25 protein-coding genes are annotated in these 26,365 nt (G+C 34.0%); 9 read left to right on the forward strand and 16 right to left on the reverse strand.

All coding sequences use genetic code 11. The features are described 5' to 3' along the window. Together QWY91_RS00525 and QWY91_RS00530 are read left to right on the forward strand one after the other, a co-directional pair. Nucleotides 1-906, forward strand: coding sequence for a DUF6268 family outer membrane beta-barrel protein (locus tag QWY91_RS00525; RefSeq protein ID WP_290230617.1), 906 nt, complete (start codon nucleotides 1-3; stop codon nucleotides 904-906). Continuing rightward, nucleotides 906-2,072, forward strand: a complete 1,167-nt coding sequence (locus tag QWY91_RS00530; protein ID WP_290230618.1) for a sigma-54-dependent transcriptional regulator — start codon at nucleotides 906-908, stop codon at nucleotides 2,070-2,072. The genes QWY91_RS00525 and QWY91_RS00530 overlap by 1 nt, the downstream gene beginning before the upstream one ends. A 150-nt stretch (nucleotides 2,073-2,222) precedes the next feature. On the opposite strand, the gene QWY91_RS00535 is transcribed toward QWY91_RS00530, so the two are convergent. The 5 genes from QWY91_RS00535 to QWY91_RS00555 all read right to left on the reverse strand — a co-directional run bounded on the left by QWY91_RS00535 (nucleotide 2,223) and on the right by QWY91_RS00555 (nucleotide 9,879). Next, nucleotides 2,223-3,452 (reverse strand): phage tail-like protein, encoded by a 1,230-nt coding sequence (locus QWY91_RS00535; protein WP_290230620.1) that lies wholly within the window; start codon nucleotides 3,450-3,452, stop codon nucleotides 2,223-2,225. Nucleotides 3,453-3,583: 131 nt separating this feature from the next. Further along, nucleotides 3,584-5,590, reverse strand: a complete 2,007-nt coding sequence (uvrB, locus tag QWY91_RS00540) for an excinuclease ABC subunit UvrB (protein ID WP_290230621.1) — start codon at nucleotides 5,588-5,590, stop codon at nucleotides 3,584-3,586. Nucleotides 5,591-5,656: 66 nt separating this feature from the next. Continuing rightward, nucleotides 5,657-8,074, reverse strand: a complete 2,418-nt coding sequence (locus QWY91_RS00545; protein WP_290230624.1) for a T9SS type B sorting domain-containing protein — start codon at nucleotides 8,072-8,074, stop codon at nucleotides 5,657-5,659. A 69-nt stretch (nucleotides 8,075-8,143) separates the two neighbouring features. Next, on the reverse strand, nucleotides 8,144-8,977 hold the full coding sequence (locus QWY91_RS00550) for an ABC transporter permease (protein ID WP_290230626.1): 834 nt from the start codon (nucleotides 8,975-8,977) through the stop codon (nucleotides 8,144-8,146). Beyond that, complete coding sequence (locus tag QWY91_RS00555; protein WP_290230628.1) at nucleotides 8,977-9,879, reverse strand: ABC transporter ATP-binding protein; 903 nt, start codon at nucleotides 9,877-9,879, stop codon at nucleotides 8,977-8,979. The genes QWY91_RS00550 and QWY91_RS00555 overlap by 1 nt, the downstream gene beginning before the upstream one ends. 323 nt (nucleotides 9,880-10,202) lie before the next feature. On the opposite strand from QWY91_RS00555, the gene QWY91_RS00560 reads away from it, so the two are divergent. Further along, nucleotides 10,203-11,267, forward strand: a complete 1,065-nt coding sequence (locus tag QWY91_RS00560; RefSeq protein WP_290230629.1) for a hypothetical protein — start codon at nucleotides 10,203-10,205, stop codon at nucleotides 11,265-11,267. A 232-nt stretch (nucleotides 11,268-11,499) separates the two neighbouring features. On the opposite strand, the gene QWY91_RS00565 is transcribed toward QWY91_RS00560, so the two are convergent. The 5 genes from QWY91_RS00565 to QWY91_RS00585 form a co-directional block, all read right to left on the reverse strand. Then, nucleotides 11,500-12,558: a nucleoid-associated protein gene (locus tag QWY91_RS00565; protein WP_270060689.1), complete on the reverse strand. Its 1,059-nt coding sequence runs from the start codon at nucleotides 12,556-12,558 to the stop codon at nucleotides 11,500-11,502. 49 nt (nucleotides 12,559-12,607) lie between these two features. Beyond that, a complete protein-coding gene (locus tag QWY91_RS00570; RefSeq protein ID WP_290230632.1) occupies nucleotides 12,608-13,120 on the reverse strand; it encodes an IS1096 element passenger TnpR family protein in 513 nt (170 codons plus the stop codon). Nucleotides 13,121-13,204: 84 nt separating this feature from the next. Further along, a complete protein-coding gene (locus QWY91_RS00575; RefSeq protein ID WP_386270460.1) occupies nucleotides 13,205-14,221 on the reverse strand; it encodes a COX15/CtaA family protein in 1,017 nt (338 codons plus the stop codon). Between the two features lie 121 nt (nucleotides 14,222-14,342). Continuing rightward, a complete protein-coding gene (locus QWY91_RS00580; protein WP_290230634.1) occupies nucleotides 14,343-15,770 on the reverse strand; it encodes a CCA tRNA nucleotidyltransferase in 1,428 nt (475 codons plus the stop codon). A gap of 3 nt (nucleotides 15,771-15,773) precedes the next feature. Further along, on the reverse strand, nucleotides 15,774-16,343 hold the full coding sequence (locus QWY91_RS00585) for an L-threonylcarbamoyladenylate synthase (RefSeq protein ID WP_290230636.1): 570 nt from the start codon (nucleotides 16,341-16,343) through the stop codon (nucleotides 15,774-15,776). A 180-nt stretch (nucleotides 16,344-16,523) separates the two neighbouring features. On the opposite strand from QWY91_RS00585, the gene QWY91_RS00590 reads away from it, so the two are divergent. Continuing rightward, nucleotides 16,524-17,486, forward strand: coding sequence for a hypothetical protein (locus QWY91_RS00590; RefSeq protein ID WP_290230638.1), 963 nt, complete (start codon nucleotides 16,524-16,526; stop codon nucleotides 17,484-17,486). A gap of 201 nt (nucleotides 17,487-17,687) precedes the next feature. On the opposite strand, the gene QWY91_RS00595 is transcribed toward QWY91_RS00590, so the two are convergent. Further along, nucleotides 17,688-18,629: a glycosyltransferase family 2 protein gene (locus QWY91_RS00595; protein WP_290230641.1), complete on the reverse strand. Its 942-nt coding sequence runs from the start codon at nucleotides 18,627-18,629 to the stop codon at nucleotides 17,688-17,690. After that, nucleotides 18,626-19,675, reverse strand: a complete 1,050-nt coding sequence (locus QWY91_RS00600) for a glycosyltransferase (protein WP_290230643.1) — start codon at nucleotides 19,673-19,675, stop codon at nucleotides 18,626-18,628. The genes QWY91_RS00595 and QWY91_RS00600 overlap by 4 nt, the downstream gene beginning before the upstream one ends. Before the next feature lie 175 nt (nucleotides 19,676-19,850). Here QWY91_RS00600 and QWY91_RS00605 point away from each other — a divergent pair, with 175 nt between their 5' ends. Next, entirely contained in the window at nucleotides 19,851-20,606 is a 756-nt protein-coding gene (locus QWY91_RS00605) for a lipopolysaccharide kinase InaA family protein (RefSeq protein ID WP_290230645.1), read from the forward strand. Here QWY91_RS00605 and QWY91_RS00610 read toward each other — a convergent pair. Genes QWY91_RS00610 through QWY91_RS00620 form a run of 3 tightly spaced genes read right to left on the reverse strand, consistent with a single transcriptional unit; the run spans nucleotide 20,603 to nucleotide 23,537 of the window. After that, on the reverse strand, nucleotides 20,603-21,676 hold the full coding sequence (locus QWY91_RS00610) for a UDP-N-acetylglucosamine 2-epimerase (protein ID WP_290230648.1): 1,074 nt from the start codon (nucleotides 21,674-21,676) through the stop codon (nucleotides 20,603-20,605). The two genes, QWY91_RS00605 and QWY91_RS00610, sit on opposite strands and share 4 nt — an antisense overlap. Then, nucleotides 21,673-22,722: a glycosyltransferase family 9 protein gene (locus QWY91_RS00615; protein WP_290230651.1), complete on the reverse strand. Its 1,050-nt coding sequence runs from the start codon at nucleotides 22,720-22,722 to the stop codon at nucleotides 21,673-21,675. The genes QWY91_RS00610 and QWY91_RS00615 overlap by 4 nt, the downstream gene beginning before the upstream one ends. Next, complete coding sequence (locus QWY91_RS00620) at nucleotides 22,722-23,537, reverse strand: 2,3,4,5-tetrahydropyridine-2,6-dicarboxylate N-succinyltransferase (protein ID WP_290230652.1); 816 nt, start codon at nucleotides 23,535-23,537, stop codon at nucleotides 22,722-22,724. Before QWY91_RS00620 ends, QWY91_RS00615 begins: the two co-directional genes overlap by 1 nt. 88 nt (nucleotides 23,538-23,625) lie before the next feature. Between QWY91_RS00620 and ruvX the strand changes: the two genes are divergently transcribed. The 4 genes from ruvX (at nucleotide 23,626) to QWY91_RS00640 (ending at nucleotide 25,805) form a co-directional block, all read left to right on the forward strand. Then, nucleotides 23,626-24,030, forward strand: a complete 405-nt coding sequence (gene ruvX / locus QWY91_RS00625) for a Holliday junction resolvase RuvX (RefSeq protein WP_290230654.1) — start codon at nucleotides 23,626-23,628, stop codon at nucleotides 24,028-24,030. Between the two features lie 137 nt (nucleotides 24,031-24,167). Beyond that, the gene (def, locus tag QWY91_RS00630; RefSeq protein WP_290230657.1) at nucleotides 24,168-24,758 is read left to right on the forward strand and encodes a peptide deformylase; all 591 of its coding nucleotides are present in this window, start codon (nucleotides 24,168-24,170) and stop codon (nucleotides 24,756-24,758) included. 57 nt (nucleotides 24,759-24,815) lie between these two features. Next, nucleotides 24,816-25,238, forward strand: a complete 423-nt coding sequence (locus tag QWY91_RS00635; protein WP_290230660.1) for a DUF5606 family protein — start codon at nucleotides 24,816-24,818, stop codon at nucleotides 25,236-25,238. Between the two features lie 222 nt (nucleotides 25,239-25,460). Further along, complete coding sequence (locus QWY91_RS00640) at nucleotides 25,461-25,805, forward strand: hypothetical protein (RefSeq protein ID WP_290230662.1); 345 nt, start codon at nucleotides 25,461-25,463, stop codon at nucleotides 25,803-25,805. Nucleotides 25,806-25,837: 32 nt separating this feature from the next. Here QWY91_RS00640 and smpB read toward each other — a convergent pair whose 3' ends face one another. After that, nucleotides 25,838-26,299, reverse strand: coding sequence for an SsrA-binding protein SmpB (smpB, locus tag QWY91_RS00645; protein ID WP_290230664.1), 462 nt, complete (start codon nucleotides 26,297-26,299; stop codon nucleotides 25,838-25,840). Between the last annotated feature and the right edge of the window lie 66 nt (nucleotides 26,300-26,365).

The raw sequence follows: 26,365 nt of genomic DNA on the forward strand, positions 1-26,365 counted from the left end.
ATGAAAAAACCTTTAAAGAAGCTTTTATTTTTATTGTTGATCGTTTTAAGTACAATTTCGACAAAAGCTCAGTTATCTGATTTGGCTAGAGTAGAATATACTTATTTTCCGCAATCAAGTTCAGATAATTCTTTTAGAAGGTATAGAACATTCGCCAATTTTCCCATAGAATTAGGAAAAGAAGGAACGTATTTAGTACCTGGTTTAGAATATAGAAATGTAAATTTTAAGTTTGAAGATAATACCGATTTTGGAACCTATCACTTAAATAGATTTCAATCATTTACCGCTACACTCGGCTATGTTTTTAATTGGAATGAAGACTGGAAAGTAGCTATTCAAACTGGAGCAAAAGCAGCTTCAAATTTTTCTACAAACGAACTGCTTAAAGATGATTTGATCTATAAAGGAGCCATTTATTTAATCAGGATTAAAAAAGGAGAAAATGTCGAGAAGGCGACTCGATTAATTTTAGGGTTAAATTATTCTACAACCGCGGGTTTTCCATTTCCGTTACCTGTAGTTAATTATTACAAAGAATTTAGACCGCAATGGTCTTACATGCTTGGAATTCCTAAAACTAATATAAAATATAACGTAAATGACCGGAATGTCTTGCAGGCTTTTGTAACTTTAGATGGCTTTTATGCAAACGTTCAGGATAATTTTGATGCGACTCCTTTCGATCAGGGTGATCAACATGCTAATAGTATGTCGATGACAATCGTTTTGGCTGGTTTGGGTTACGAATATAGCATCACAGATCATCTCGCGTTTTACATTTATGCAGGCCATACACTTATAAATGATATTCGCTTACGTGATGAAGATAGGAATGATGTTTATACTATTAATGATGTAAACACGTTCTATGCGCGAAGCGGACTTAAATTTAGCTTATTTTAATGTCAAAAATTTTATTAATAGAAGATGAAGCAGCCATTCGACGGGTGCTTGTAAAAATTCTAAACGAAGAAAATAAAGATTATAACGTTACTGAAGCCGAAGACGGTCTGGCAGGAATGGAATTGATCAAAAAAGAAGATTTCGATCTTGTTCTTTGTGATATTAAAATGCCTAAAATGGATGGTGTTGAGGTGTTGGAAGCTACAAACAAAATAAAACCTGAAATTCCATTTTTGATGATTTCTGGTCATGGTGATTTAGATACTGCAGTGCAAACCATGAGAATGGGCGCTTTTGATTATATTTCTAAACCGCCAGATTTAAATAGGCTATTGAATGCCGTTCGAAATGCTTTAGATAGAAAAGAATTGGTGCAGGAAAATGCCCGACTTAAAAAGAAAGTAGGCAAAAATTTCCAAATGATTGGAGAGTCTGAAGAGATCAATCGTATTAAAGATATTATTGAAAAAGTTGCGCCTACAGAAGCTCGTGTTTTAATTACAGGGCCAAACGGAACGGGTAAAGAACTTGTTGCGCATTGGTTGCATCAAAAAAGTGATCGCTCTAAAGGTCCTATGATAGAAGTGAACTGTGCAGCAATTCCTTCAGAATTGATAGAGAGTGAACTTTTTGGTCATGTTAAAGGTGCTTTTACTTCAGCAAATAAAGATCGTGCAGGTAGGTTTGAAGCCGCTAATGGCGGAACTATTTTTCTTGATGAAATTGGTGATATGAGCCTGTCTGCGCAAGCTAAGGTACTTCGAGCATTGCAGGAAAATAAAATTTCCAGAGTTGGTAGTGATAAAGATATTAAAGTGAATGTTCGCGTTGTAGCAGCTACTAACAAAGATTTGAAGCAGGAAATTGAAGATAAAAAGTTTAGAGAGGATTTATATCATAGATTAGCTGTTATTTTAATTGAGGTTCCTTCTCTTAATTCAAGAAGGGATGATATTCCGCTTTTAGTCGATTATTTTTCTGAAAAGATTGCTACGGAACAGGGAACGAATAAAAAGACTTTTACTTCGGAAGCTCTTAATCAGTTGAAGGAATACGATTGGACGGGTAATATTCGAGAATTGAGAAACGTTGTAGAGCGTTTATTAATTTTGGGAGGAAAGGAAATTACTGAAGAAGATGTGAGTCTTTTTGCAAGTAAGGTCTAAAAATAAAGAATAAAAATATTGAAAGCTGAATCGCGAGATTCGGCTTTTTTTATTTTATGAAGGAATACACCAATACTTGTTTCGCTAGTAAATTTTTAAAGTTTAAAATGAATTCCGCTAAAATGCTCCTTGGGCTTGCGCCAGAATTATTTACTTATCATATTTATTAATTACCAGCCACCTATTGCCTGCGCTCAAAATGGTTAAAACGGTGCCAGCTTCTATATTCGATACAGAGCTGTTTGTGGTAACGTCAAATAAGTCATCTCCGTTTACAAAATCCAATGGTTTATCTGAAGTAGTAGACCAGCAGGCTAAAATAATAGTTCTTCCTTTATTTTCTGAAGCATCAGGAATTCTAATGCTACTTAGACTATTATTGATCCTTAAAGCACCTAAATCTTCTTGTATTACAAAAGTTCCGGTAGTGCTGGTTGAAGAAACATACGGATAAAAAGTCGGCGGTCGCCATCTTAAATTTCCATCTTCAGCAAGTGCTAAGATCATATTTTCTAATCCTCTTTCAGCAGGGAAAATATATTCTGTGGAAGGTGTATTGCCAATTCCTAGTCGACCTGCAAAGTAGCCTGCAAACACTTTAGCGTTTCGATCGCCTTCGGCCTTGGCATATACTCCGTAAATATTCCCTTGAGCAGTAGAACTTCCAATGATCGAATACATGCCATAATTATCGCTTTTCGCTCCATACGTACGACCTACACGATTAAATAAACCATATATGTCATTTGTTCCTGTATTTTGAAAAGTTTCATTGAAAATACCGTAATGAATTCCAGAACCTGTTCCGTTTACATTGTTTTTGATTCCGTACTTTTTTCCATTGGTTGCACTTCGGTTTGTATTTTCTATTCCATAAGTGGTCTTTACATTTTCTTCAGAATTCTGATTGTCAATCTCTATACCTTTTTTAATTGGGTCATCTTCATCTTCGCGAACTTCAATCTGAATTTTAGACTCAACATCGTCGGTGCCGATACCAACATTCCCGGCTCTATAGAGAGCATCTTCGATATTATTGGGGGATTCCTTGGTATAGATTCCGTAAAAGTTTGCTTCCGAAAATTTACCTTTTATAGGTGCCCATGTTTTCTCTTCAGCATTCCAGAAATAAAAGCCTCTAGAGTAATTTTTAAAATCGCTGATAAGATAGATCATCATTCCATCTTGATTCGTACTTGGTGTTTTTGAAGGAAATTTTGAAATACGTGGAATTAGTATTCCGTCAGTAACCGAAGGATCATCCGCATCCGAACTAGCGATGTCTAAAGAAGCTTTAGGGTTATCAGTATTAATTCCTACCTGAGCATTAATAGAAAAAACGACAGCGAATAACGATAAAATAAAGAATTGACTCTTCATAAGTAGTTAATTTTAAATTACTTATAAAGCCTCGGTTTTTTGGGTTATGAGAAAAAGTTCTCTAAAATTAAATTATAAAACCCTTTATATCAATATTTTATGAGTTAATTATATTTTAATTTTTTATAAAACTATGCTAATTCTTTCAATTTATCCTGAAGTATCTTAATTTCATCGCGCAATCTGGCTGCTTCCATGAAGTCAAGTTCTTTAGCAGCAGTTTCCATAGATTTCCTCTTTTCTTTAATTTTTTTATCAATTTGAGGCTTGGTCAAATAAGCACCCTCTTCCTCTGCAGCTTGCATTGGTGGTTTATTATCACCTTCAAAAATCTCTAATTTTTTCTTTACTAAGGTTGAAGTCTCTAGTTTTTTCGTTAGCGGTTTAGGTGTTATATTATGAGCCGTGTTATAATTCATTTGCTTAGTACGACGATATTCGGTTTCGTCTATTGTTTTTTGCATGCTGTCGGTAATTTTGTCAGCATACAAAATGGCTTTCCCTTCAACATTACGAGCAGCACGCCCTATAGTTTGCGTTAAAGAGCGATTACTTCTTAAAAAACCTTCCTTATCAGCATCAATAATTGCGACTAGAGAGACTTCAGGTAAATCTAATCCTTCTCTTAATAAATTCACTCCAATAAGCACATCAAAAATTCCGCGTCTTAGATCCTGCATAATTTCAACACGTTCTAAAGTATCCACATCACTATGGATATAACGGCAACGAATATCAATTCTAGTCAAATATTTGGCGAGTTCTTCAGCCATTCTTTTGGTAAGTGTGGTTACTAAAGTCCGCTCATCTTTTTCAACCCTTACTTGTATTTCTTCAATTAAATCATCGATTTGGTTTTGGCTAGGACGAACTTCAATAATAGGATCCAACAGTCCGGTTGGTCTAATTACTTGTTCTACGTAAACACCTTCACTTTTTTGCAATTCATAATCAGCAGGTGTGGCACTAACATAAATTACCTGATTTTGAAGTATTTCGAATTCTTCGAATTTCAATGGACGGTTATCCATCGCAGCAGGTAACCTAAATCCATAATCTACCAAAGTTTCTTTACGAGAGCGGTCACCACCGTACATGGCATGCACTTGCGGAATGGTAACGTGAGATTCGTCTACCACCATTAAAAAATCATCTGGAAAATAATCTAAAAGGCAGAAAGGTCGCGTTCCTGGATGACGCCCATCAAGATAACGAGAATAATTCTCGATCCCAGAGCAATATCCAAGTTCTCGAATCATTTCTAAATCGAAATTCGTTCTTTCATCCAATCTTTTTGCTTCCAGATGTTTGCCAATATCCCTAAAATAATCCACTTGTTTTACGAGATCATCCTGAATGCTGCGTATCGCATTTTGCAACACATCAGGAGACGTCACAAACATATTCGCCGGGTAAATATTTAATCGCTCGTATTTTTCAAGAATATCATTTGTAGCCGGATCAAAAGCTTCAATCTCTTCTATTTCATCTCCAAAAAAGTGAATACGAAATGCATTGTCGGCATAGCTAGGAAATACATCTACGGTATCGCCTTTAATTCTAAAATTTCCGTGCACAAATTCTGCTTCAGTTCTAGAATATAAACTCTGCACTAAACTATGGAGGAATTTAGTTCGAGAAATTTCCATATCTCTTTCAATGGAAACCACATTCTTTTTAAACTCAACCGGGTTACCAATACCGTACAGACAAGAAACCGACGCAACAACGATTACGTCACGCCTTCCGCTAAGTAGGGAGGAAGTAGTGCTTAATCTCAATTTTTCGATCTCTTCATTTATCGAAAGATCTTTCTCGATGTAAGTTCCTGAAGAAGGAATGAAAGCTTCCGGTTGATAATAATCGTAGTAACTAACAAAATATTCTACCGCATTGTCAGGAAAAAATTGCTTGAATTCTGAATACAGCTGTGCCGCAAGTGTTTTGTTATGAGCCAAAACCAAAGTCGGTTTTTGGACTTTTTCAATCACATTTGCCACCGTAAATGTTTTACCAGAACCGGTAACCCCTAGTAAGGTTTGAAACTGGTCGTTTCTTTCTATCCCGCTAACCAATTCCTTTATGGCGTTTGGCTGATCTCCGGTAGGTTTGTATTCAGATTCAATCTTAAATTTCATGCGTTCTTTTTCTTAGCCTTACGAAGTTAAGCAATAAATGTGCCTATTCAAATAGGGGCTAAGAAATTATCGCAGCAAGCTAAAATGTCCTTTAAAGATCTTTCCGTTTTCCAATTCAACTTTAAACCAATAATCATCTTCTGGAAATGTTTTCCCTCTAAAAGTTCCATCCCAGCCGGCATCTTCGGGACGTATTCTTGCGACAATTACACCATACCTATCATAGATCTGAATATCGCTTTTAGCTTGGATTTGAGAGTTTATTCCTTTTATTTTCCAGTAATCATTAATCCCATCATTATTTGGCGTGAAAAATTTATCATAGCCAATTATCGCAACCTCAGTTTCTAATATTCCGCAGCCATTTTTATCGCGAACAAAAAAAGTAACAAATCCAGGTGGAACATTTTCAAACGTATTACTATCCTGAAAATCGTCTGGTGTTTCCATAGCATATTCATAATCACCTTCGCCACTAGCAAATAGTGTGACGATATTAATGTCTGAAATATCGCTGACATCTGGATCCTTGGATATTTTAGCAATATTAGATACTTCGACATTAAATTCTTTTTCTGAAAAGCAGGAAAGGCCGTTTGCTGTATTCGTTGCTATCAATTTATAAACGCCGGTTTCAGTAATATTTATTGATTTTCCCGAACCTATAGTTATAAATGCTGCTGAAGAGTCCTTTTTCAGCCATTCATAACTACTAAAATTTGTTGCCTGAATTTGTAAAGTTCCTTCATTTAAGCACAAACTATAAGTGTCCTTTAATTGAATATCTGGATTTTCTCGAACGATCAATTCTACTTTTTCAATACCCTGACATTCATTCAAATTTTCTAGTCGAGCGTAAATAGTGGTAGTGCCAGTGGAGTAGTTTTCAGGTAATGCATCAACTTCCAGCGTAGCATTTTCTAAAGTTTCATAAAAGTTAACTTCTAAATTTTGATAGTCCTCCGCAATTTTAGCAAGATCAAATTCTCCAAAAATTTCTTCGTTGATTTCACTCTTATCACAGCTGTAATATGGACCGAATTCTGGCAAACTTGCAGTTGTTTCTAGTATTTCCAAAAATAAATTTGCCGTAGAAAAACAGCCCGTATCTTCATTCTCTATTCGCACAATTAAATTTTGCTGAAAAGCAAGATTGTTTAAAAAACGCTCGGGATTTTGAATTTGATCATTATTATCAAAATCTTTTTGATTTCTGAAATAAGTATAGGTGTAAGTGCTATCAATGTTAGCCAAAAAAGCTTCAGCTTCAGTTAAATTTGTTCTTGTTATTCCGTCAGTTGAATTGCTTGGATCAACATCACATTGAATTAGTTTATAATCATTTACAATAGGAGTTGGAATAAGTTCCAAAGAAATATTTGATATACTGAAGCAACCCAAATCATTAAGTTCGGTAACACGAGCATAGATTTCCATCGGATTTGCGGTATAATTTTCTGCTAGCAAGTTTGTGTTGTTTATTGCTGAAATACTATCCTGATGAAAGCTTACTTGATAATCGTTTTTATTTAAAGTATTTAGAATTTCGGATGATACAGCATTCAATTCAAAAAGTTCTTCGCCATTATTACCAATATCACATGTGATGAGCGTCACATTCTCTTTCACATCGGGACCATAATTTACTTCAAGATCTAATTCCACAATTTCGTAACATTCTACCTGTGGATTAGAAACTCTAGCGAAAACAGTGGTAGATGAGGAAGTTTCAAAGTATTGACTTAGTGAATTAGTTTGATCATTCGCATTCGCTAACGAACTGTAAAAGGTAACAGTATCTTCAGTGGTGGTTCTTATCTCGTTTATCGTGCTGAATAAGTCGAAAATAGCCTTATTATTTATCGCACAAGCAATGATAGGGTTTGGAGTATTTGCGGTTACACCCTCAGGAAATGCATTTCCGTCTTGCATAGCAGTACCATTCCATTCAAGATCAAAACCGCCACCGCCATGAGGCCTGTTGATAACTATATAATACACTTCTCCCGCTTTCACATCTAGCGATCTTACATATCCATTTCCATCTGCACCGGGACCCGAATAAAGAACGTCTGTTGTGTCAGTCATTCCTGTGTGATTGTAACCTAATTGTGATTCTAATGGATTGGTAGTGTTACATCTAATTGTATTTCCAAGATTTCCACAGGTAATATTTGGTCCAAATACATAAAAATCATAATCGACGGAAAGATCGGTTGATTGAGGTGTGATTTTAAAACCCAGTGTTCCACTTTTTTCAATTCTAGTTTCTAACCATACACTACTTATCTCACGAAATCCACAGGAATTTTGATCATTGAGTTCCTGAAAATCACCGGGACCTTCTGCATTAGAAGATATAGCTCCATTTCCACAAACTAAAATAGCATTTACACAATCGTTCGGGAGATTGTTCTGTGCATGTAGAGTAATAGAATATGTGCCCAACAATATTAGTGTTAGGAAGATATATTCTTTGAGCATGGATGTGAGATTGATGATGCTACAATGTATAAAAGAAAACTGAAAGCTAATAAAAATTAACGTTCTGGTCTATAAATCTCTTTTCTTCAATAATGCATAAGACAAATAAATGAATAGCCCTGTCCAAACTAAAACAATCAATAGTTGATACCAGTGTACATCATAATCTTTTTCGAAAGCCGATCCTAACTGATTGGCTGCAGATTGCACCGCATTAAGTCTGGAAAAAGGTTCTTTCACTAAATTACTCATTGATTCTAGCGGAAAAAACTGAACGATTTTATCTGCAATCTCGGTTCCAAAAATTTTCCATCTTAAAACGGCATATAAAATACTTTCTATGATCCACCAGATAAATAAGAATCCAAGCGCGAATGCGGAACGTTTTACCAAGATTCCCAAGAATAGGCAGAATGCAAAGAATCCGGTTAGTTTTATAAAGTAGGCCAGAATGTATTCAAGATCAGAAAATATGATAGAGAATTCATTAAAATCTGAGAATGAAAGGCCTAATATAAGTGATACAACAAATAAAAATATGGTCGAAACTACAGAAAATGCCATCACGGTAAGGAATTTTGATAAAATAAATTCCTTTTTTGAAAGTCCGTCGATAAGGTTCTGTTTCAGCGTTCTATTGCTGTATTCATTGGACATCATCGACACGATAACAATTGCTAAGAATAACTTTAGTGTTGCAGCAATATAGCTGTTAAAATGCCAGATAAATGGAAAATTGAAAATCCCCTGATCTGCTATCCTGAAATTAACCTGCCCAATAGGAAATTCTATCGATGCGATTAAAGCTATAAAAGTTATTAAAATGAAATAAGTTAGAATTAAGATCTTTGACGATCGGCTGTATCTAAGTTTTAGAAATTCTATATTTAAGAGTCGTAACATTACGCGGTAGTTTGATTGGTTAGTTGAAGGAATTGTTCTTCCAGACTTTCTTTACGTTTAATCAGATAACTTAAGGAAAGTCCTTTTTCGAAAAGATAGCTGTTAATTTCTGAAGCTCCCATGGGATTTTCGATGATTGCAGTTACCAGCGTTCCGTTTAAGCTAACTTTTCCGATGGACGGATGTTCTCTTAATAATTGCTGAAGTAATTCAGTATTTTCAGCTTCTAATTCAAAGAAACCATGGCTGGCATTAATGCCATCTACCGGTCCGCTATAAAGCTTAACTCCTTTTCTAATAATTACCACATGGCTACACACTTTTTCAACTTCATCTAAAAGGTGAGACGCCAGTAAAATGGTAGTTCCTCCTGCGGCAATGTTTCGTATAATTTCTCTAATTTGATGGATTCCCTGTGGATCTAATCCATTGGTTGGTTCATCTAAAATTAAAATTTCAGGATCGTTTAATAGGGCAGAGGCAATAGCTAAACGCTGTTTCATCCCTAAAGAAAAAGCTTTGAATTTACTATCCTTTCTATCTAGAAGTCCAACAATCTTAAGCTTCTCTTCAACTTTATTTTCAGAAACTCCTTTTATTTTACAAACCAGTTTAAGGTTTTGCGATGCCGTCATGTAAGGATAGAAGTTGGGATGCTCGATGATAGCTCCAACTTTTTTAAGCGCTTCATGCGTAGATTCGGCGCCATCAAACCACTGAAAATCACCAGAAGTTTTATTGACAACGTTCAGTACCATTCCCAGCGTGGTAGATTTTCCACTTCCGTTAGGGCCCAAGATTCCGTATACGTTTCCTTTCTCGATCGTAAAAGAAAGATTGTTTACCGCCTTTAACGGGCCGTAGACTTTTGTTAATTGATTAATGCTAAGTATTGTTTCCAAAATAGATGGTTGCTTTTCTCGATAATCGAGATTAAATATTTAGAGGTTGTCCTCTAAAATAAAAATAATTTTAAATAATTATCTCGTGGTTTAGCCAAGAGATCGTTTACCTACTCGACGACTAATTTACATTTTTGTTACAGTTTTCGTATTACTATCTTTACTTTTACTCAATAATAGAAATTTAAGATCCTCTGGAAACAGGCATTGATTATTTTTTTTCAGAAATAATAATATGATTGCTTCCCTAAGTAGTCTCTTTTATCAATATTTGAATATCTTATAAACTTTCTTCGGAAGAGTTTAAACAAAGCGCAAGAATTATGGAACCTAAATTGATGTCTAAAAAGAAACCTTCTTTTGCAGTAAACGATCGTTTCAATAACTATCTGGCACGTTACAATCGAAACACAAAAATCCCTGTTTTTTACGAGGATTTATTACGGTTCTCTGGTTCCATCGTAGTTTATGATCAGGATGATGAAGATACATTTTGGGTGCGTTGTTATTATCCTGAATTTGAGCGGCAGGAGATTGATGAAAGTCTGAAAAAGATTTATAACATTTTGCATTCTGATGGTAGTGACGACATGTTAGAATTTCTTGCTGTTGATGCTATCGATTACTGCACCTTCGGAAATTCTAAACCCTTCCGGATAAAGGTCAGAAATATTCTAAACGATGTTTTTACGTATTTTTATGTGAAAAAAGCCGATGCCTCTCGAATTTATGGCTTAGAATTAGAGCATCTACTATCACCGCACCGTATTACTTTTTTAGTTTATAAAGACACCTTAATTGAAGCTCATATTGCAGGAATTCCGGGTGATGTTTTTATCGAAGATCATTTGCCGAAATTAAGTGAATGGGAAAAAGCACAAATTGCCAAACAGTTTGTAAAATTTAATGAGCGTTGTACGGTTAGGCTTTTAGGCGATATGCGTTCTTATAATTATGTCGTTATCCCAACGCATGATTTTGATCACGTTCAATATCAAATACGAGCCATAGATTTCGATCAACAATGTTTTGAAGGGAAATTTAAAGTTTATCGTCCGCAATTTTTTAAAGAGAATTACATGATGGTGAAATTAGTTTCAGAACGTTTACAATTGTCTTCGATCGAGCAGTATAGAAAAGAAGAACGTTCGCTTTTGGCTAAAAGGATGATTAATACACAGGCAAGGTTTAAGCGATTGATAAAATGTATGAGTAACGATCATGTTTCTACAAGAGAAAATGTAAATCAGTTACGAACCGAGTTATATCATTTCACCAAAGATGTAAAATTTAAACGCGCCAGCACAATGGGACAGATTTTACGAACCGCACTAGATTTTGTACAGCGCAATTATGAAGATGTAAACATGAAAAGAATGCTGCAGTAAAGCTCTAATAGTTACTATCCGGAATTTTATTTATAAATCAAAATACGATAAAAAATAGCAAATATTTAAAGCAGAATTTCTGACTAAATCTTGCAAATTTCAATCTGGTATTCTCGATGATTATTGCGAATCTTATACTTTTGAAGCTATAGAAGTTACCCGATAACTAATAAAAAATAAAGGCCGAAATTCGATAATTTCGGCCTTTATTTTATTTATTAAATTCTAGTGTCTAGCTTTTTTCTTCTTTATTGAAGTAAACCAGGTAATAATACATCTGTTTTTCTTCGTCCCAACCTTTTTCTACAAATTTATCTGCCGAATCTGCATTTACAAAATCCATTTTAATCTGAATATTGGTATCCAAATTAATTACATTTTTTAGCTTCTTACGAGCATCGGTTACTGCTTTGTTGGCAATTGGAAATGTAGTTAGATCTTCGATCTTATATTTTGGTGCTTTTTCAGTTTTATAATTCTGAAATTCAGGAACCAAATCTGGATTATCGATTACTGAGTTAAGAAAGTTTGATTCTTCAAAATCGTCGTTTTTTGCGAAGTAGTCCATACTTCGGTTCATAAACATAACTTCCTCTTTTTTGTCTTCCGCAGGTAACACTACGTCTTTAGCGAAATTCTGGCAGAATTTTAAATACTTTTTAGTGTAGTAATTTTCATCGGCCATGACATCAACTCCTAAGAAGTTTTCTAACCAATATTTAGTATCATATTTGTTAGAATCGATCGATAATATCTTATATCCTTCTTCTCTTTGTTTATTGAAGATTAAGGCGCCTTTATCTAATTTCTGAAGATTAATTCCCTGCTGAACAATCATTTCTAGAATGCTTCCTTTTTCCTGAAATTGCAAGAAATCATGCTTCAATTCAGATTTAAAAATTCCGATTGCCGGCAGTTTTTCGTTATCTAGCTGAGCATTTTCAAAATAAACCACATACACTTCACCACTTTTAATGTGGGGATGTGCAGATTGCTCAAAAAGTAATGTTGTTATTTTTTTTGAAGCTTCGTGTATATTTTCAGGATTATCAAAAATCGCATTCGCAAGATTGTAAAGTTCATTGAACTCTATATCTGTTTCATGCTGAAATTTGTAATAATTCTCTTCTTTTTCTCTGAAGGGTTTTAAGAAATATTCCTTGATCAATGGTGTGATCTCGTCGTTTAACTGAAAGGGTGCAGCCGATAGAAAAATGTTTTCATTACGACTTTTGTTACCCACACGATGAATCGATAAAGATTCGATCTGGGCGTTGTATAAATTGATCATTTCGTGTAAAAGTTAAAATCGATAAAATTAGCTAGAAAAATATAGCTTCTTAGTTCCAGTTTTCGTCGAAAGAAAAGCTGTCGTAATCGTCTACATCAAAATCATCATTAAAGTTTTCGTCAGCTTCAGGATCACCTTCCGCTTTAAATTCTTTATCTGGTGCGTTTGATGGAATTTGCCCGTGGACGAACATCAAATTAGGATAATCTCTACCTTCTTCAATTTCGGCGATTTGTGCAAGCTCTACCATAAACGTCCACATATTAAAAAAGTCGTAAACGTAAAGTAATTTGGTTTGCTCTTCAGAAACAACACTATCCAAGGTAGTTTCATTCATCAAGCGAATGCTGTCATCACCACCGCTCATGTCAAATTGATGAATTTCTTCACCTTGATTCCACTCTTCATCACTTAAATAAAATGAAGCCATTTCAGATCCGTCAAATCCAAAAGCCTGTACGATAGTGTTATGTAGATCTTCTAACGTATCGGTTTTTAAAATTTCAATATCTCTAAAAACATCTTCTGCCGTGTCTAGAATTACTCTAAATCGATAAACCATAATTGAAAATTTGGTTAGCAAAGATACAATTTCAAAACTGTATTTGGCAAATACATTGCGCCAGAACTTTAAGGATTTTGAAATTTATTTACTGAACCTGTGCAAAATAAAAGTCATGCTTGCTAATAAGAAAAAAGCACCTACCTGGTGGGTTACACCTAACCAAACCGGAACCTGATAAATCAGAGTGAATATGCCCAATAAAAACTGAAGACAAACAATGATAAGAACACTATTGATTCCGTTTTTCTGAGGTTTTGTTAAGCTTAGTTTTTTAGCTTTTATCCAAATAATTACTATAAAACCTACCACGAACCAGGCAAGATAGCGGTGTACAAATTGAACGCCGCTTTTACCAGCAATAAAATTTCTCCACACCGGTTCTAATTCAATATAAACCGTTTCGTGTATCCACTTACCGTCTGTCATTAGCGGCCAGCTATTATGGATAAAACCTGCATCAAGTCCTGCTACAAAAGCACCCCAGGTTATCTGTAGGATTAGCACGATCATTCCTGCCCAAATCCAATTTTTCATTTTGGGAACTGCCGGTTTTACGTTGTTTTTGTAAATAATATCCAGCGCCACCCAAAATGAATAGGCAAAAGTTATAAACGCCGTCATAAGGTGGGCTGCCAATCGATAATGGCTAACAGAAGGTCGGTCTACCAATCCGCTTTTTACCATGTACCAACCCATAAAACCTTGAAAAGCACCTAAGGCTAATAAGATACTAGCTTTGCGGATCGTAGCTTTAGAAAGCTGTTTTCTAAGTAAGAAATATAAAAATGGAATTATAAATACCACACCGATAAGTCGACCGATTACCCGGTGTATCCATTCCCAGAAATAAATTTGCTTAAAATCCTCTAAATTGAAATGATAATGAAGTTTTTGATATTCGGGGTATTGCTTGTAAAGTTCGAAAGCTTCTACCCATTCCTGCTGATTCATTGGCGGTATAACACCATGAATCAATTTATAATTTGATATCGAAAGCCCCGAGTTGGTTAAGCGAGTAATCCCGCCAACTACTACCATAACAAAAATTAGGGCACATCCTGTTAACAGCCAGTATACTACTTTTTTATTGTCTTTCATTATCTACCGTCTTCATTATATTTTTTCTGATAATTGAGATTCGTAATTTTCAATTATCTTTTTAAAACCTAGATCATTTTATTTTTAAGCATTCTTCTTTAGTTGATAGAATAGATTAGTTTTATTGAGGTTGTAATTTTAGTTCTTTTCCTTTTTTCAGCATAAATTGATGTGCAGCATCGTAATCGTTGAGTATTTCACCTTCTAAGATAGCTTCTTTGATAGCATCTTTTATGATCCCAACTTCGCGGCAAGGTTTTATATTGAAGGTTTTCATTATCTCTTCTCCACTAACCGGTGGCTGAAAATTACGAACGTGATCGCGTTCTTCAACTTCTTTCATTTTCTGTCGAACAATCTTGAAGTTGTTGTGGTACTTTTTACAACGACGTGGATTTTTTGTGGTAATATCGGCTTCGCACAAGGTCATTAAATCATCGATGTTTTCACCGGCATCAAATATTAATCTACGCACGGCAGAATCGGTTACATCATCATCGACTACTGCGATTGGTCGAGAACTCATTAAAACCATTTTTTGAACAAACTTCATTTTTTCATTCAATGGCATTCGAAGTCGCTTAAAAAGTTTGTAGACCATTTTAGATCCTACAAACTCGTGCCCATGAAATGTCCAACCAATCTTTTTATGAAATTTCTTGGTTGGCGCTTTACCAATATCGTGCAGCAAAGCAGCCCATCTTAACCAAAGATTGTCGCTATTTTCACTAATATTATCTACAACTTCAAGCGTATGCCAAAAGTTATCTTTGTGGCGTTGGCCTTCAATCTCGTCGATACCTTCTAGAGCAGTAAGTTCAGGAAGGATGATTTTTAAAAGCTTCGTTTTATGTAAAAGAGCAAAACCTTTAGAAGGTCTTTCAGATAATAAAATTTTATGCAACTCTTCAGTAATCCTTTCATTAGAAATGATTTTGATGCGCTTATAATTTTCTTTTATGGCATCTAAAGATTTCTTCTGGATTACAAAGTTCAGCTGAGAGGCAAATCGAATGGCTCTAAGCATTCGTAAAGGATCGTCTGAATAGGTGATTCCCGGTTCTAGCGGTGTTCTTAGTAATTGTGTTTTTAGATCTTCAAGTCCATTAAACGGATCAAGTAAATCACCAAAATTGCTTTTATTTAAGCTTAATGCTAATGCGTTTATCGTAAAGTCACGACGATTTTGGTCATCTTCAAGAGTTCCGTTTTCTACTACCGGATTTCGACTATCTTCAGAATAGCTTTCCTTGCGCGCGCCTACAAATTCGACTTCCAAATCAAAAGCGCGTAGCATTGCGGTACCGTAATTTTTAAAAACCTGTACTTTTGGTTTATGCGGAAGAAGCTCGGAGACCTTTAGTGCAAGATCGATGCCGCTGCCTACAGCAACAATATCTATATCTTTTGCATTACCGCGTTGCAAGATAAAATCTCTTACAAAACCACCAATAACGTAACTTTCTAATTGAAGTTCTTCGGCAGCCTGAGAAATTACCTTAAAAATCTGATGATCTAAAGCTTCTTTGTAATTCTGTAAATTAGGCATGTTTTATTTCCGTATCACTTTAACCTTTCCATCAAGGCTCAGTTTTATTATTGCTGAAGGTTTTGATGATTTTTTAGATTGGTGCAAATTTACTACATAGTCCACACCTTTTAAAATTTCAGGACTAATTTGCGAAAATGAATTTGGAGTGGGTTCACCACTAATATTAGCAGATGTAGAAACTATAGGACGACGATGTCTTCTGGTAAGTTCTTTACAAAAAGGATCTTTGGTCACTCTAATCGCAAGCGTATTATCTTCAGCAATTAGATTTTCAGCTACTCTAATAGGATCATCATAAATGATGGAAGTTGGTTTTGCTGCGTATTTAAGAATATCGTACGCAACTTCGGGGATATCTTCCACATATTCATTTAGCATTTTGAAATCGTTTACCAAACAAATCATTGATTTGCTTTCTGCTCTTTTCTTTAAAGCGAAAATTTTATCAATAGCATCTGCATTGGTGGCATCACAACCTATTCCCCAAACCGTATCGGTAGGATAAAGAATAAGTCCGCCTTTTTTTAAAACGGCTAAACAGTTTTGAATTTCAGTCTTTTTATCTTCCATAGTTACCTTGCTAACGACCGGCAAAGATACTTCAGAAAAAATAAAAGGCAGGGATTTTAATCTAAAAGCTAATTAGATTTTTATTTAATTATCTGGAGTTTGGTTTTGTTAAAATTATGTTAAACTTAATTTATTCGTAACCGTTATATATTAAGTTTGAAAATAACCTAATATGTAATCATGAGAAAAATTATTTTAATTTATGTTTTTGCATCATTTTTAATTGGATGCTCAAATGACCAAATTGAGTCAGAAAATTTCGTTAAATCTGATAGGATTTTGGAATTAACTAAGGCCGATCAAAAGTTTGATTCTTGGGATGATTTTTACAAGCGCTATTATGCCAATAGTGAATTAAATCTACAAGAATTAGAAACAGCATTCGGCTATGCAATAGATACTGAATCACCATTTTCGCCTGCTTTACAGGCCATTTTGGGGAGTGATAATCAATTCTTAATTGGGGATAAATCATTTTGGGTTTCTGATGGAGTTATATATGAACTTGATTTAAACAAAGATTTATTAAGCCAAAAGCAAAATAAAGACGAATTAATTGCATTTGGTCAAATAAATGTAGAATCTATTCCTTATGAAGGATCAAGGAGTCAAACTAAATCACAAATGAGTATTACCGGTGAGATCGACCACTACATATGGGAATTTTATAGAGAAGATTATATTGATGATTGTGGTAATGGAGTACATAAAGGGCCCAAATCGAAAAAATTTAAATTTGTTAATGAATTATATTCAGAACATATTCGAACAGGAAGTGTTTATGGTGTTCATAATTATGCTTTATGGTTACGTGTTAAATTAGAGTATAATCCAAGAAATAATAGATGGACGGGAACTACTGAGGGGCGTGAAATAGAGATTAGCATAAGTGATAATTCAATCCTGAGAAATAATTGGGGCGGAACTTATCCTGATACATATACAAATCACCCTTATCCTTATGTATTGAACTGGTCTAGTGATTGCAGTTCAAATCAGAATTTTCTTTTAAGAACGCATACACACGCAGGTCCTTTAATAGAAAGTGAAACATATTGGGATACTAGCTGCTATGGAACCATAACTCAGAAGATAATTGGGGATTCATCTAGTAATAAATGGATAAATAATGTTTCTTGGTAGTATAGATAATCAATTCATTGTTACAAATTTTCCATATTATTAGATAATAGTAATTACAGAAAAACCTGAATTTCCATTTACTATTTTATTGCTTTTATCAAAATAGTAAATGGAAACTTCAAACATGGGCAAAAATAGAAATTAATGTAACTAACAGTTTTTTTAGAATACAATATAGGTTTACGAAAATACTTATGGAAATTATAATTTTTTTAAAGACTGTTTTTGCTTTAAAGATTCAGAAAGGTGTGCACCTCTTATTAACAGTTTAAATAGTTGAAAATATTTAGGTTTTACAATGGAGGTCAAACCATACCTGATGCGAAGAAAATTCAGTAAAAATTGATGCGCAAAAAAACCGTAATGTTTGTAGGTGTGGTAGAGTAATGAAATCTTTAGTTCTCTTTTAATAAGGATATTAATATTCTTTTTGATACTTATGCTTTTAAAATGAATGTATTGCGTTTCAGGAAAAATATAGGCGTATTTTTTTCTCTCTTTTAAAAGTCTTAAACCAAGATCTGATTCTTCATAAAACAGAAATAAATTGGTGTCAAAACCACCTATTTCATTAAAATCTTCTGCATTAAAAAACATGAAAGATCCCTGCACATAATTTACGATGGTTGGCTTGTGGAAAAAATTTTTCCGGCTGGGATATTTTTTTGGATTTACTTTTTCCAAAAATGAGCGTTTTAATATTTCTCTACTTAGCGAGGAAAAATGATCTATAGTGCTTCTAAATTTTTTATCTTCGTCCAGCATTTGAGGCGAGCATACGCCGGCATCTGGCGTAGAATCCATAAATTCCTTTAAAATCCAAAGACAATTATCGGTAAGCTGTAGCGTATCGTTATTGATAAAAGCATAATATTCACAATTCGAAGCTGCATTTATACCTATCATGTTTCCTGCACCAAAACCAAAATTTTGCTTACTTCTAATAAGCTTTGTGTTTGGAAAGTTTTCTTGCTGAAGTTTAGTTTTTAAAAGCAAATAATCCTTTTTTTCTGAAGCATTATCTACAACTATAACTTCTATTGCTTCAGTACTTTGATGCATGTCAAAAATTGAAGCCACACAATCTAGTGTGAAATTGGCTGTGTTATAATTAACGATAATACAACTTATAGCGATTCTCATAATAGAATGGGTTTCCAGTGTTCGGCAATTTTTTCGGGATAATATTGTTTTGACTGTTTAATAGCATTTTTAGCCAACATAGGATTGTAACCTTTTGCCAATACAAACTCTAAAGCCTCCTCTATTTTTCCCTCTTCAAATAAATATCCGGTTTTTTCGGTTATAATTTCTTTTGGGCCGGTATGATCACTTGAAATTGGTATTAATCCTAAAGACATGCCTTCGATAATAATCAAACTAAACAACTCTTCCCATTTTTCAGTTTTTTGTGAATTCAAAATAAGGTATTGATGCCGAGCCATTATTTTTGAAAGTGCTTTTTTATTATTTATATAAGGGAGATACTCTATATTCTTAAACCGCTTACTAAAATCTTCAACTAATGACTGGTCACATCCTGCACCAATAATAGTCAATTTCGCTGATGGTTTTTTAGAGAAGCAGGATAGCATTTGCTCTATTCCTTTCTGCGGAACCAATCTTCCTAAATAAATAAAACTATTATCCTCCTTATCATAATTGTAAATATCTTTAAAATCTATAGTAAGGGAATGCGCCACAACTACTAATCGATCATTATCTACTTTAAAATTAGAGCTTATTTGTTGGCTCGATTCTTTAGTGACAGTAAATATATATTCCACTTTTTTTTCAAGAAAAAAATTCCATGCTTTCATGACTCCCTTTTTATGTTCATGCTTTTTAGGATGAAAACTTTTGTCCCAACAAGTCCAGGAAGTATGATAAAATAATCGATGATGTTTTAAAATTTTCAATAAAAAAATTAGCTTTTTATCGAAAGGAGGAATGCCTAAAACAACTTTTTTGTTTTTCGAGAAAACTAAATTTATTAAGAAAAAGAGATTTGATATTTGCTTTATAAAGAGTTGAGAATCTAAACGTTTTACAGCTTTTGCAATTTTTGTAAATATCGAGAATTCTCGATAGTATATAGATCCTCCTTGCATTTCCAATAAATATTGAAGCCCTGCGTAGTGCCTATTAGCTCCATTTTTATGTAAAATGTAAACCTTTTTCTCTTTCAAGTCTTGTATTTAAAAGTTAATTGCAAATATGGATAAATTTTATATATAATATAAATGAAAAGAATATGATGGCAAAAGATATTGAACCATAAAATATAAACTTTTTATTAATAAAGCATACATACTATTCATATATTCATTAGTCAATAAGTTTCTATAATTGTAATTTTGTAGTATGAAAATAGTATATGCAGATGCTTTTAAGGCGGAAGCTAAAAGAATAGAACAAATTTTATCTGAATTTTCAGAACAAGGTAAAGTGCTTAGTGATGGTCGTAATACCATTAAAACATTTGACCTTAATGGAAGAGAAGTAAATGTAAAGTCTTTTAGAGTTCCCAATCTTATTAATATGTTCGTTTATCGTTTTTTTAGAAAATCGAAAGCCGAACGTAGTTTTAATTATGCAGAATATTTATTATCCAGAGAAATAGGAACACCTTTTCCTGTTGCTTATGCTGAAGAATGCCATTGGCTTACCTTTGGGCGCAGCTACTACATTAGTGATCACTTAGAATACGATTTTACTTTTAGGGATATTGAAAAAATAGAGGACACTGAGAAGTACGAATCTGTTCTTAGAGCTTTTACCAGGTTTACATACGATCTACACGAGAAGAATATTGAGTTTTTAGATCATTCTCCAGGTAATACCTTAATTCAGGTAGATGGTGATCATTTTAATTTCTTTCTGGTAGATTTAAACCGAATGAATTTTAAACAGCTGGATTTTAAACAGCGGATGAAGAATTTCTCTCGTTTAACGCCTAAAAAAGAAATGATTCAGATTATGGCAAATGAATATTCGATACTTACCGCATGGAACGAGCACGAAGTATTTGAAACCATGTGGGGATTCACAGAAGAATTTCAGGAGAAATTTTATAGAAAGAAAAGATTGAAGAAACAGCTTAAATTTTGGAAAAACTAATCCTTTCTATTTAGCGTAAAAGGTTTTCTATAGCTTTTCAATGTAAAATATCCTAGTTTTTTTCTTAGCTGATATCGTCTTACTAAATTCAGTGGTTTTTTTGCCAAATCTTGCTTTTCAGCGAGCAAAACTTCAATACAAGTTGAAATTACACGTTCACTGCTTTTACCGTCAAAGTAAGGATGAGTTTCGTGGATGTAAGCATTAATATTACTTAATAAATCTTCTGGAGATGAAATGGCTTTTCGTATCGCATCTTCGATTTCCCCAGGATTGGTAATATTGATAAGATGAGGAGCGGGTTTATTATTTCTGAAAGTAACTACCGGTTTTTTCTGAAGAATAAATTCTGTTATAGCTGAGGTAGTATCTGAAAACATGATATCGGCTTCACGAAATAGCGGAATAATATTCGTAGTATCATAAAATTTGAAGTTTTCGTGCTGCAATTTTTTTATGATCGCTATTTTTTCTTTATCCATTTTTGGATGAAGCACTGCTAAGAATTCAAATTCTCCAGTTTTAGACAATCTTTTTATTTCCTCTATAACTTCTGTATTATACAACCAACTATATTTGGGAGAGAAGGTAGAAGACAAAAGAATAGTAGGTTTATTTCGTTCTTTTTCTTCAATTTTAAATAATGGATCTACTTTAGACCATCCCGTTTCTCGTACTAAAAAATACTTCTTTTTCTGCTGAATTTCTTTAAAAGGAATAGTAGTCGACGGTCCTTGCGTGCAATAAAGATCAAATAAGCCTCTGATTCTAAAATGTCCTTTTGCATCGCTATGTTTGTTGGCTAAAAATCCATGGAATATTTGAACTTTCAAACCGGGTAAAAAATCGGCAACAACATCTGTAATACAAAGAACGATGTGCGGTTCATAGTCAATAGCATCTTCAATATGCGCTATTAAATCACCATTTTCAGGAAAATAGGATTTTGGAGGATCGAGTTCAGAGAACCATTTCATATCAAAATTTCGTCTCTTAATTTCCTCCTGAAGAGGTATACCAATAGGCAATGCGTAGGTATGGCTTATATAAATAAGAAAACGATACTTCATTTGGAATTCAGTTTTAGAAAATTATCTAATTGCTTCTCCATGTAATTAGGCAAAAATTGCTCGTAAAGTTCAAAAACATTTTTATGTAAATATTCCTGGTCTTTATCTAAGAATATTTGTGGTTCGAAATCTTTTAAATGAACAGAAACATTGTGTTTTCCATCTTCATAAATATTCCAATTGGCTTTATTTAAAGCTGGAGAAAATATGGCAAATGACGGAATGTCTAAAGCTTTTGCCATATTGATGGCACCACCTTCATTGCCAATAATACCATCGCAGAAACTAGTAAGCGCTAAGAATTCACGAAGACTTTTTCCGTAAATATCGGTGTAGATTTTTTCTCGTGTGGTACTGTTACAGAAGGCCAGTAATTTCTCGATTTGGTCTTTTTGACTGGGAATATAGTTCAGCAAAAAGGACGTATTTTCTTTAGCTGCGATATGATCCAAGACCATGGCTAAATAGGAGAGTGGATAAGTTTTCTTTTCAGAACTTCCTAAAGCTCCAATCATATAAATGGAATCTGAAAGTTTAATTCCTCCATTTAATAAACTTTCTTTTGCTTTATTCTTTTCAGTAGCACTTAAATATATTTTCGGCTTTATTTGGATTGGCGCATCTTTGATGATGGGTTTTAGTAACTGCATCCTCTTTTCTATTGCTGCGCCAGCATTTGTTTCTGCCTGTATATTTCTACTAAAAACATGCGTGTAAAAAGGAGTAGTATAGGCTTTTTTAAAACCAATTTTATAATCTGCTCCAGATGTATTTGTAATAATAGCAGTTTTTAAAGTGGAATAAACATCGATTATAGCGTAATAATTTTCTTTACTAATCTGAGAAACTAGTTTATAAAAAGGAAGGTCTTCCTTTCCAAATATTACTTTATCTATAAAGGGATTATTTTCTACAACTGCTTTGGTGTGCGGATAAATTAGGTAATGCAATTGCGCCTCGGGATAAGCTTCCCGAAGTGCTTCAAATAAAATTGAGGACGTAAGAACGTCCCCAATCATTTTTTGCTGTATTACCAGTATTTTCATTACACCGCTACATTATATTCTCTAAGTGCATCGTTTAGAGAAGTCTTTTTATTGGTACTTTCTTTACGTTTTCCAATAATTAATGCGCAAGGCACATTATATTCTCCCGCTGGGAATTTTTTAGTATAGCTACCAGGGATTACTACAGATCTTGCAGGAACATTACCTTTCATTTCTACAGGTTCGTCGCCGGTAACATCAATAATTTTTGTAGAGGCTGTTAGAACAACGTTAGCTCCAAGAACAGCTTCTCTTTCTACACGAACACCTTCTACCACGATACTACGTGAGCCTAAAAATGCATTGTCTTCGATGATTACTGGAGAGGCTTGCAATGGCTCTAAAACACCACCAATACCAACACCACCACTTAGGTGAACATTTTTACCTATTTGTGCACAGCTACCAACAGTTGCCCAGGTATCTACCATGGTACCTTCTTCAACATGAGCTCCAATATTTACATAACTAGGCATCATTATCACTCCGCTAGAGATATAAGCTCCGTGTCTTGCTACAGCATTTGGTACTACACGAATTCCTTTCTCTTTGTAGCCTTTTTTTAATGGCATTTTATCGTGATATTCAAAAATACCGGCTTCTAAAGTTTCCATTTTCTGAATAGGGAAGTAAAGCACAACGCCTTTCTTCACCCACTCGTTAACTTGCCATCCACCTTTAATTGGCTCGGCAGTTCTTAGTTTACCTTCATCAAGAAGCGTGATTACTTCTCTAATAGCATCGGTAGTTTCCTTATCTTTTAACAGCTCTCGGTTTTCCCAGGCTGCTTCAATTTTCGATTTTAAGTGATCCATAAATCTTATTTTTAGCAAATATAACAGCTTCATTGTAATTTTTGGGGCGCTATGGATATAAACCTTACCTTTGCATAAAATTTGAAGTATGGCAAGAGTAATGGCACTAGATTATGGAGTAAAAAGAACAGGAATAGCTGTTACCGATGAGCTCCAAATGATTGCCAGCGGTCTTACAACGATAGCTACTTCAGAGCTTTTGGTCTTTTTAGAAGATTATTTCAAAAAAGAAAAAGTAGAGACTGTTGTCGTGGGAGAGCCTAAACAAAAGGATAATTCTGCCAGTGAAAGTGAAGTTTTTATCACTGAATTTTTAAAGAAATTTACGGAGAAATTTCCTAATATTAAGCTCGTAAGAGTAGATGAGCGCTTTACCAGTAAGATGGCTTTTCAAACAATGATTGATAGCGGACTCAAAAAGAAAAAGCGCCAGAATAAAGCTTTAGTCGATGAGGTAAGTGCTACCATCATACTTCAATCCTATCTTTATTAAATCAAATTTTTATTAAAGTAGGTTTAAGTTTTTCAGCTTAATTTCTTTAGTAATATTACTTGGAAACTATGGGCTATTGCAAGAATACTGAAAGCGCGTTGAGTCTAATATAGAAAGACATTAAAGATTATAATTATATGATTTTACCAATAGTTGCCTACGGTGATCCCGTTTTAAAAAAGAAGGCAAAGGAAATTGATAAAGATTATCCCAAATTAGAAGAACTAATCGCTAATATGTGGGATACCATGTACAATGCTTATGGTGTTGGTTTGGCAGCTCCACAAGTGGGAGTGCCTATTCGTTTATTTGTTATAGATGCCGCTCCATTTGCTGAAGATGACGATTTGAGTGATGCTGAAAAAGAGCAATTAAAGTCATTCAAGAAAGTATTCATAAATGCCCAGATAATTGAGGAGACAGGAGATGAGTGGGCTTTTTCTGAAGGTTGTTTAAGTATTCCAGATGTAAGAGAGGATATTTTTAGAAAACCTGAAGTAACTATAGAATATCAAGATCAGAATTTCGAGACAAAAAGAGAAACTTTTACCGGTTTAGCTGCTAGAGTAGTTCAGCATGAGTATGATCATACCGAGGGAATTCTTTTTACTGAAAAAATTTCAAGTCTTAAAAAACGACTGATTAACGGGCGTTTAAAAAAGATTTCTTCAGGAAAAATAAAAGTTGACTATAGAATGCGTTTTCCAAGCGCAAAAAAAGGTCGTTAATATTTTTGATAATTTAAAGCGGGGTGTGATATTTGCCACCCAAATTCAAAACACAATATGGGATTAGATAAAATTTTAGCAATATCAGGAAAACCAGGTTTGTATGAGCTTGCTGCACAAACTAGAGGTGGATTTATTGCAAAATCAATCTTGGACGGAAAGAAAATTGCTGTAAATATGCGTCACAATGTGAGCATTCTTAGCGAAATTGCAATTTATACATATACTGAAGAAGTACCTCTTGGTCAGGTTCTCGAAAATATTAAAGAAAAAGAAGACGGGGGAGAGGCAATTAGCCACAAGTCTTCAAAAAATGAGCTAGAGAGTTACTTTTCTGAAGTATTGCCAGATTACGACGTTGATCGCGTATATATTAGTGATATAAAAAAGATCATCCAATGGTATAATCTTCTTACCAAAAATGGTTTCACAGATTTTTCTAAAGAAGAAAATGTAGAGACTAAAGACGAAGAAGAATAGACCAAAAAAAATATTTCAAAACAGCGAAAAGCCTGTTTTAGTGAAAACTAAAGCAGGTTTTTTATTTGCCTGAAAATCAAATACTTGTATTTTATGATATTAATGATTTGATAAAAATTAGTATAATTTATTAATAAATTAACGATTTCTAATCGCATTTTAATCTGAATCCAATAATATTTTAAATTCAGACCACTAGGTTTGATATAAAATAAGAAACCAATGAGAACTATAATTTTATTCAGCTTGTGTTTAGTAATTTCAGGATTGGGTTTTGCTCAACAACCTGAAAATGTAGAAATGGGAGATACATTTACCTTAAAATCTTCCAGTAATGTAAAGTTTCAATCGTTAAAACTTCCGAAGCTTAATTTTTTAGTAAAACAGGGAGAGCGTCCAAACTATAAAAAATTAAATGGTCTAGAGGTAGAAGTTGTTTCTTTAGAAGAGACTAAGAAGGGAACTTATGCAGTATTAAAAAGAACCGATGATAAAGACTTTTTTATTCATCGTAAAACATTAAAAGCCAATTTAGAAAAGGCTTTTAGTTATGGAGAGTTAGAGTAGATTTTTTTTCCAAACGAAAAGGAGTATAGTTTTTAATTATACTCCTTTTTTATGCGATCTAATTTTCGTTTGTTGTCTCTATCCTTTAAAGTTTCCCGCTTATCATAAAGCTTTTTACCCTTAGCTAAGGAAATTTGTAATTTAGCAAGGCCACGATCATTTATAAAAAGGCGAAGCGGGATGATCGTTAAACCACCATTTTTCACTTCTTTTTCTAATTTTCTAAGTTCTCTTTTCTGTAATAACAGTTTACGCTCACTTTTTGGATTGTGATTAAAATGGGTAGCATGGGAATATTCTTCCACGTGCATATTAATCACATATAATTCACCCGCCTGAAATTCACAAAAACTTTCTGCGATACTCGCTTTACCCTGGCGGATCGCTTTAATTTCAGTTCCGGCCAATTTAATTCCTGCGACATACTTGTCTAGAAATTCATATTGAAATTTAGCCTTACGGTTTTTTATATTTATTGTGCTTGCCTGCTTCATAGTCGACAAAAATACTAAGCTTTAAATGAATATTAGGTCTTTTTACAAAAATCGTAACAAACAAAA

It is taken from the genome of Zunongwangia endophytica (assembly GCF_030409505.1).
GTDB lineage: Bacteria > Bacteroidota > Bacteroidia > Flavobacteriales > Flavobacteriaceae > Zunongwangia > Zunongwangia endophytica.